The sequence below is a fragment of the Cellvibrio sp. BR genome, assembly GCF_000263355.1.
Lineage (GTDB): Bacteria > Pseudomonadota > Gammaproteobacteria > Pseudomonadales > Cellvibrionaceae > Cellvibrio.
The window spans coordinates 1-8244 of the sequence record NZ_JH668212.1 but is presented as its reverse complement, the minus strand read 5'-3'; the positions used below and the strand labels follow the sequence as shown (position 1 = coordinate 8244).

Below are 8244 nucleotides of genomic sequence, written 5' to 3'. Positions count from 1 at the left end.
TCAAACGCGGCCCAAGTCGGTTTGTTGGTGATGCTGTAAGTCAGCACATCGCCCACATCCACATCGCTGGCCGTTGGGGTGAAGCTGTAAGCAACGTCCTGATCAACTGATACCAATGGCGTACCGCTAATCACAGGCGCTTCGTTCACGTTGGTCACAGTCAGGTCAAACGCTGCCAGGCTTGCGCTCAAGGTGCCGTCGCTGACCGTGATGACGATTCCGGTGGTAGTGCCCACATCCGTATTGGTTGGTGTGCCGGTCAGTGCACCGGTGGCGGTATCAAACGCGGCCCAGATCGGTTTGTTGGTGATGCTGTAAGTCAGCACATCGCCTACATCCACATCACTTGCGGTTGGGGTGAAGCTGTAGGCAACGTCCTGATCGACTGATACCAATGGCGTACCGCTGATCACCGGTGCATCGTTAACGTTGGTTACGTTAATGCTGAACGATTGTTCTGCAAACAAACCATCGATATCGATCGCACGCAATGTCACGGCATGGTTGCCCACATCCGCATTGGTCGGTGTACCGCTCAAGAGGCCAGTCGCAGGATTAAAACTTAACCAGCTCGGCAAAGTCGGTGCGCTTAGGGTCAGCACATCACCCGCGTCGCCATCCGCTGCTGCAAAGGTATAGCTGTAGGCAACATCTTGAGTTGCCGTTGTGACGGCGGTGGAGCTGATGGTTGGCGCGTCGTTAACGTTGGCAACCGTAATACTGAAGCTCTGGTCAACCGTCAAACCATCTGCATCAGTGGCGCGCAGGGTCACGGCATGGCTACCGACATTCGCATTGGTCGGAGTACCGCTCAATACGCCAGTCGCGGGGTTGAAGCTCAACCAGCTTGGCAAAGTTGCAGCGCTGAGTGTCAGCACATCGCCCATATCACTATCGGCTGCCGCCAAGGTGTAGCTGTAGGCGACATCTTGCGTAGCAGTGGTGACGGGGGTGGAGTTGATCACTGGTGCATCGTTGACATTAAGAACCGTCAGGATAAACGCAGGCAAGCTGGTTGATGTGGTGCCATCACTCACGGTGATCACAATACCCGCGGTGGTACCAATATTCGCATTGCCCGGAGTACCGCTCAAGGTTCCGGTTATAGGATCAAACGTGGCCCAAGCCGGTTGGTTGGCAATGCTGAAGAGCAATACAACCGAGTCCGCATCGGTTACGCTAGGTGTGAAACTGTAAGCAGCGCCTTGATTGATCGATAGCGCAGGAGTACCAGAGATGATCGGTGTATTGTTAACCGCAGTAACACTGACTGATTTGGTAGTGACAACACTCGTTTCCACGCCATCATTCACTGTGAAACTGATTTCGCGGGTTGCTTCCGAGGGGGTTTCGGAGCTGTTGGTGTAAGTCACTGCGGCCAGAGCGAGTTCCCATTCAGCAAGGGTCGCGGTGGCACCAGTGGAGGTTAAGGTGAGCACACCTGTACTGCTGTTGTAACTTGCACTGATATTACCCATGGTGCTGCCATCATTGGTAAAGGCCAGCACATCTTCAGCAGTCTGGAAGTTAGCAGTAATGCTCGCAGTTGCAGAGGCAAGCGTTGCATTATCCAGATCACTTACTGTGATATCGCCATCAATAACAACTGGCGTGGAGGCAACATTATTACCCTCGGTAAATGCTGTCACACCGGTACTGGTAGTTACCACAGGGGCGCTGTTAACTGCCGAGATAGTGACTGTCGCTGACACATTGGGGCTGGAAGTATCCACGCCACCATTGGCAGTACCGCCATCATCTCGCACTGATGTAATCGTAACCACACGATTCGCTAGCGTCGGGGTTGTGCTGCGATTGGCATAGGTCATCCCATCTACCAACGTCTGCGCAGATGAAAGGCCACCGGTTCTGACAAGCGTCAAGGTTGCGGTTGAACCTGTGACGGCAACACTGATATCCACGCTATGAATCAATGAAGTACCCGTAAAACCATTGACCAGCGGAATATCGCTACCATCGAAATACATGATCTCATCACTACCCTCAGTAACGTTGGTGACAGTTACTGTGAGCATGGTAATCAACTGGCCAGATTCCACAGTACTTACACTGGTTCCACTGAACAAACCAACAGCCGCACCACCCTCAGTAAAGGTTGGTGTAGCGCCGGTAGCAGTCAATGTCGGCGCATCGTTGGTCGCGACAACAGCAACAGCAATATCCGCATGACTGCTGGTACCACCATCCCCGTCATTTACGGTTATCCGCACAGTTCGGGCACCGGTGTCCGGTGAAGTGGTATTGGTATTGGTGTAAGTCAGGTTGCGAACCAACGCCTGAATAATGGCGGGGGTAGCAGCGCTGTTAAGAGTGATAACAAGATCATTAATATCGGTGCCGCCATCAGCCGTACGAGTACCAATAAGCGTGCCGCCATAGGTGATATTCAGGCCGGAAGTGCCGATTTGGCCGCCTGCGGTGCCTTCATTCCGGATTGAAAGTACATCTTCAGTGCTGACACGACCACTACTGATTGAAACCGTCACATTACCGCCATCAAAATCGACCGAATCATCATCAGTGACGGTTGCGTCATTGCTTGCATCCAGCAAAATGAGGTCGCTGTCCTCAATAAAGCTGACGCTATCGCCATTCAGGTTAGCGATAACTGGCGCAGCATTCAGCGGCGCAGTCAGGGTGAAATCATTGCCATTGCCATCATCACCCAAATAACTTGCGGTTAGCACTGTGCTATTGCCACCTGCTGTGGTAGTTCCACCTTCTGCCAAACCACTGAAAGTACCGGTGATGTTGTCAGCGGCATCGTTGACAATGATCGTGTAGCTATCGCCCTGCCCGGCTGTGTAACCATGGGTGGCAGACAGGATAGCCCCCGACACATCCAAAGAACCATTCACCAAGATTTGGTCGTACTCGGTACCTGCCGCAGTGCCATTGATCTCCACCGCCAGGATACTGCCGGGAGCCATAGTGAGGTTGCCGTTAACAGTTAATGTACCTGGGCTGTTACCGGGCGAAAGAGTGCCGCCACTATTGACGGTAATGTTGCTGGAAATACTACCACTGCCTCCTAAGGTAGCCCCGGACGCAACAGCCGTAGCCGAGGTAGCGGACAAGGCGCCATTAACCAGCAGGCTACCGGCATTGACGCTGGTAGCACCGGTATAACTGTCGGTGCCACTCAGGTTCAGCGTGGATGCGCCTGCCTTGATGAGCCCACCCGCGCCGCTGATGGGACCGCTGAGCGTCGCCGCATTGGTGGTCTGCACGGTGGCGTTGCCAGCCAGTGAAATGGCATTGTCGATGGTGGTGGCGCCGGTGACTGCCAGGGTGGAGCCGGTCGCCAGCGTGACGGTGCCGCTGCCGAGGTTGCCGTCGCCCGCCACGGACAGAGTGCCCGCCGATACGTTGGTGCTGCCTGCGTAACTGTTTGTGCCCGACAGCGTCAGCGTATTGGCGCCGGTCTTGGCCAGGCTGCCCGCGCCGCCGATGTTTCCCGACAGAGTTGCGTCGGCAGAGGTATTGACCGTCACCGCGCCAGACAGCGTGACGGCATTGTCGATGGTGGTCGCACCCGTCACGGCCAGCGTTGTGCCTGCTGCCAGCGTCACTCCGCCCGAACCTAGATTGCTGTCGGATGCGGCGCTGAGCGTACCGGCACTGACCGTCGTGTTGTTATAGGTATTGGTGCCGGATAGTGTCAGCGTCGATGCGCCGGACTTGGCGAGGTTGAAGCCGCCGCCAATGACACCGGACAGCGTGGCATTGGCGGAGTTGTTGACGGTGGCATTACCAGTCAGCGTGATGCTGTTGTCGACAGTGGTGGCACCCGTCACCTGCAAAATGGTGCCAGCCGCCAGCGAGATGCCACCGCTGCCTAGATTAGCGTCGCTGGCAACGCTCAGAGTGCCCGCACTGACGGTGGTGCCTGCGTAAGTATTGCTGCCCGACAGTATCAGTGCCGCCGCGCCCGACTTGGCCAGGGTATGGGCGCCACTGATGACGCCGGACAAGGTGGCGTTTGCCGAGGTGCTGACGGTGGCATCGCCACTCAGCGCGATGGCGTTGTCGATGTTGGTGGCACCAGAGATGTCCAGCGTCGCGCCTAATGCCAGCGTCACGGTGTTGCTGCCAAGATTGCTATCACTGGCCACAGCCAGGGTGCCGGCCGATACCGTGGTCGTGCCGCTGTAGGTATTGGTGGCCGTCAGCGTCATCGTGCCGCTGCCCTGCTTCACTAGGTTGCCAGTGCCGGACACGACGCCGGCTACGGTCGTGGTGGTGTTGTCGCCCCCGGCGCTCAGCGTGAAGCTGCCGAGGTTGACGGTGGCAGTGGCACTGTTGCTGCCCAGGCTGCCAACCGTTTGGTTCGATAGCAGTGTTATCACGCTATTGCCATTGGCGCGCAAATAGCTGCTGCTGGAGACAGACGCATCGCCATCCAGCCTCAGCGAGCCGAAATTCATCGCAGTCGTGTTGCCGGTGTAGGTATTGGTACCCGACAGAGTCAGCGCGAAAGTCGCCGCCCCACTCTGGTTGACACTCAGGCCACCCGTACCGCTGATGCCGCCGGAGAAGGTTGTATCGGCAGTAATCCAGCTGGTTAGGGTATTGCTGCCCAGAGTGACTGATCCGGCACCGGAAAGATTGCCAATAGTTTCATTGCTGGAGAGCGCAAGAGTCGCGCCACTGGAAACAGAGACACTGCCATTCGTGGAAATTGCATCACCATTGCTGACGGTCAATGTTCCCGCGGAGATACTAGTAACACCGGAGTAGCTGTTGGTTGCGGACAACGTTAATCCACCCGCACCTGTTTTGGTGAGCGCGCCGCTACCGCCAATAGCACTGGAAATCGTCGCCGTATCACCAGTCCCGTTGGTAAAGGTTTGGGTAGTCGCCGCGCCAAGAGTAATGGTTCCGCTGGTCAGCGACATGCTGCTGGCAGCGTCCATATCAAATGTCAGGCTTTCATTTAGGCTTAGGCTATTAATGGTGAGCGCGGTGGCAGCCAGCGTGCCGTTGAATACGATGGTCTGGCTGCCGGTGGCATCGGCCGCCGCAATCGCCACCGCCTCACTAAAACTCACGCCATTGGCGATGTCGATGCTGGCGGTGTCGGTGGTATTGGTGACGTAAATTGAATCGGTGGTGACTGTGACAGTCGCCGTGGTCGCCGTTCCACCATCGCCATCGGTCAGTGCATAGCTGATAGTGGCATCGCCTGCTGGGGTATTATTTTGATAAGTAATTCGTTGGACAACATCATCAACCAGCGCGCTAGTCGCCGTTGTATCACTGCTGGTAAGGGTGATGGTCAACACGCCATTGATATTGGTGTAAGTAGCGAAGGTTTGTCCGCCTGATTGCAGATTACCGCTGGTAGTTCCGGTAACGGTAAATAAAGCACCAGAAGTATTAAAGCCAAAAGTATCGGAGGTAATTGCGGTGCCAGATCGTTGTATGATTAGCGCCGCATCGGCCCAGTTGCCGTTACCGGCGTTAAGTGCATCTAGTTCGGTATCGGCCAGATTGGCATTGCCCCCAGAATCCAACGTGACCGTATTGCCAACGCCCGGCCAAGCAAGGCTATCACTGTTGAGGTTGTTTATAGTTGGAGCTTGGTTGGTACTGCCAATGCTATCAAAAGTGATTTTTCTGATGGCACCCATAAAACCACTATTGGTATTAACAACAAAGGGAGCCCATGAGTTATTGGTAATGGTTATAGATGTAGCACCAGCAGGCAATGAACTTAGGTCGATCATCTGATTCGTATAATTGGTGGCGTACTTATCATTAATAGTTACATTCATACTGCCACCATTATTTGTCGTAATAGTCGCCGAATCGCCAGCAGTAGAATAAATCTCTATTGAACTTGGCTTAAATTCGCTGCCGTCGGTAAAGCTCAGCGTGATGGATTTTTCAGAGAAACCAAAGCCAATTCCATAACCAGGGCTCACACTGATACTGTTATATTCGCCATCAACCGTCAGAGTTTTCCCTCCGAAGCTAACCTGAGCATCGATATTGACGGAATCTGCATTGTTGCTTCCGTTAGGTGTAAATCGTTTGTTATTAAAACCGGGATCAACAACGTCCCATGTCGACATTTGAAAAATGACTGGGGCTAATATTGCAGTAAAATCTCTCAGTGCTTTTTCAGAGAAGGCCAATTCAGTTTCGATATTACCGCGCTGGATCTCCAAATCCCAATCACCGTCCAGCTCGGAATTACCTGTTTTATTATTCGATGCAGCTACATCTACATGAGTGTTACTACGGATAATATCCAGCAGCTCTCCACCATTATAGCCACTCGCCAAATCACAACCATAGAGAACCAAATCAGCTCCATGAATTAAGGCGGCATTTAATGAAGCAAAAGTATCCTTTTCATTTGTAAGCGCTGCAGAATCTACACGGCTGTTACCCAAGAGCATTACGCCCTCTTCCGCATGCGACACAATGTGCAGGCCTTTTAAGCCTTGGTAATTTTTTAATATTGTTTTTAGTTGCGCCAATCCAGGCTGGGAAGAATCTATTTCAACTATATCCACACCGGGTTTAACCGCACGATAAAACACCGCTTTATCCGGCACCGCCGCATCAATAATCACCAACTCTTTTACGGGTGATGTACTGACAATATCCAATTCATCAGCCGTAACACGAACAGCCGCGCGCACGATATGTGTCGCGGCCATGTTAGTAGCGGATAGGTCGGGCGAGCTGTTAATACTCGCACTGAGATAAGAGCGCTGATAACTTGTTGACGATTGCGCAGGCACTCCATAAAGCCCCAGCGGCAACAGCAACGACGATAAGCCCATTAGTAGTTTGTTAGACATGGCGATTTAGTTTCCTTCACTTTTGTTGGAAAGCGTTGCTGTTTTCTTAGCGGCGATGATATTGGCTGAAGTACCGGTATTGTCTTGCCAAAAATCCATCTCTTGATATTTCACAAACAAATCCGGCGGCAAAATACTGCGCCGGGTTTTGAATTCCACTTTCTTTTTAACAGTGTGCAAACCTTTTACGCCCAGATTTTGATCGAACTCACTTTCGGTATAATCGACATTATTAAAATCGTGGTCGAATAAGGGTTCACCAATAAAACGGTAAATCAACTCAATCGTGCGCGCCGGGTGCTGGGTGAGTAAGTCGTAATCCACCAACAGTAAACGATCAGAAAACTCACCATAGTAGGCTTCTTTTAACGCAGTCCAAGCGCTACCCACAGAACCACCTGCACTAATTAATGCTTCGCAGCGGCTATATACCGTCTGACGCGAAGCTGCATTGAACATGCGGCTGTAATCAAAGGGGTTTTTGCGATGGATGGTTTCAAAGCTGTCCATAATCCACGCCGGGTTACGCACACAGCAAATCACTTTGAAATCGTCAAACAGTTCAACGAGTTGATGCAAGCGTGCAGTCCATTGGCGATTGGTATCAAAAATCACTGGTTGTTCTTTATCGGCGTAGTAAGCCTCAAACAGGGATTTGCAAATACGCTTGCGCTTGGTCTCATCAAAAAATGAGTAGGATTCACTGTTAGCGCCCATTTGCTCCAATGCACCATTGAGCAACCCCGCAACTGGGCTACTCATAGCAGCATGAAAATGCGAGTTTTGGCGGAGAATGCCCGCCAACAGAGTTGAGCCAGAACGAGGCAAACCAGAAATAAAATGAAATCGGGAAGTCATTAAACGCCTTTACTAGTCCGTTATGTCGCTGCAACAACATGGAATGAATAAAAAACACAAGATAAATCAGTCAAAACACCGACAAAAACCAATAAGAACAATCAGAAAATAAAACTCAGGCAATTAATTGACACTCAGCCACTGAGCACAAAATTAATTCGCTTCGTGAGCTTAGTCGCCAAGTAACAAAACGCAACTTGCTCATAATAAGTACAACTACTCAGCTTGCAGCGCGATAGCGAGCAATTAAATACTGACACAGGTACGGCTCATTACAATGACAGCACATTACATAGCTGACACCTTGGGCTAATTTTTTAGCGCTAGCGAAACACGAGCAATATCGTTAAAAACAAAAAGGGAAAGGCGCCAAACACCTTTCCCTTTTTCAATACACGACTACCTGTACTTAAAAGCTAATAATTAAAACCGCAAACGCCCCGATAACGAATACATATCCACTACCTGATCCGCCAGGTAAATACGTCTTACACTCAACCCATAAGACAGGTTTTTGGTCAGCCCTAAATCCAACCGAATACCCGCCAGC

2 protein-coding genes are annotated in these 8244 nt (G+C 51.9%); both read right to left on the bottom strand.

All coding sequences use genetic code 11. The features are described 5' to 3' along the window. Positions 1 to 6836 (bottom strand): DUF4347 domain-containing protein (locus O59_RS20685; RefSeq protein WP_157152685.1); only part of this gene is annotated, 6836 nt, incomplete at its 3' end. Between the two features lie 6 nt (positions 6837 to 6842). Next, positions 6843 to 7694 (bottom strand): sulfotransferase, encoded by an 852-nt coding sequence (locus O59_RS20680; protein WP_007646349.1) that lies wholly within the window; start codon positions 7692 to 7694, stop codon positions 6843 to 6845. Between the last annotated feature and the right edge of the window lie 550 nt (positions 7695 to 8244).

What these genes read in the sequence shown, in the direction of transcription:
- O59_RS20680 (WP_007646349.1), bottom strand. Translation starts at nt 7,694, where the DNA reads ATGACTTCCCGATTTCATTTTATTTCTGGTTTGCCTCGTTCTGGCTCA.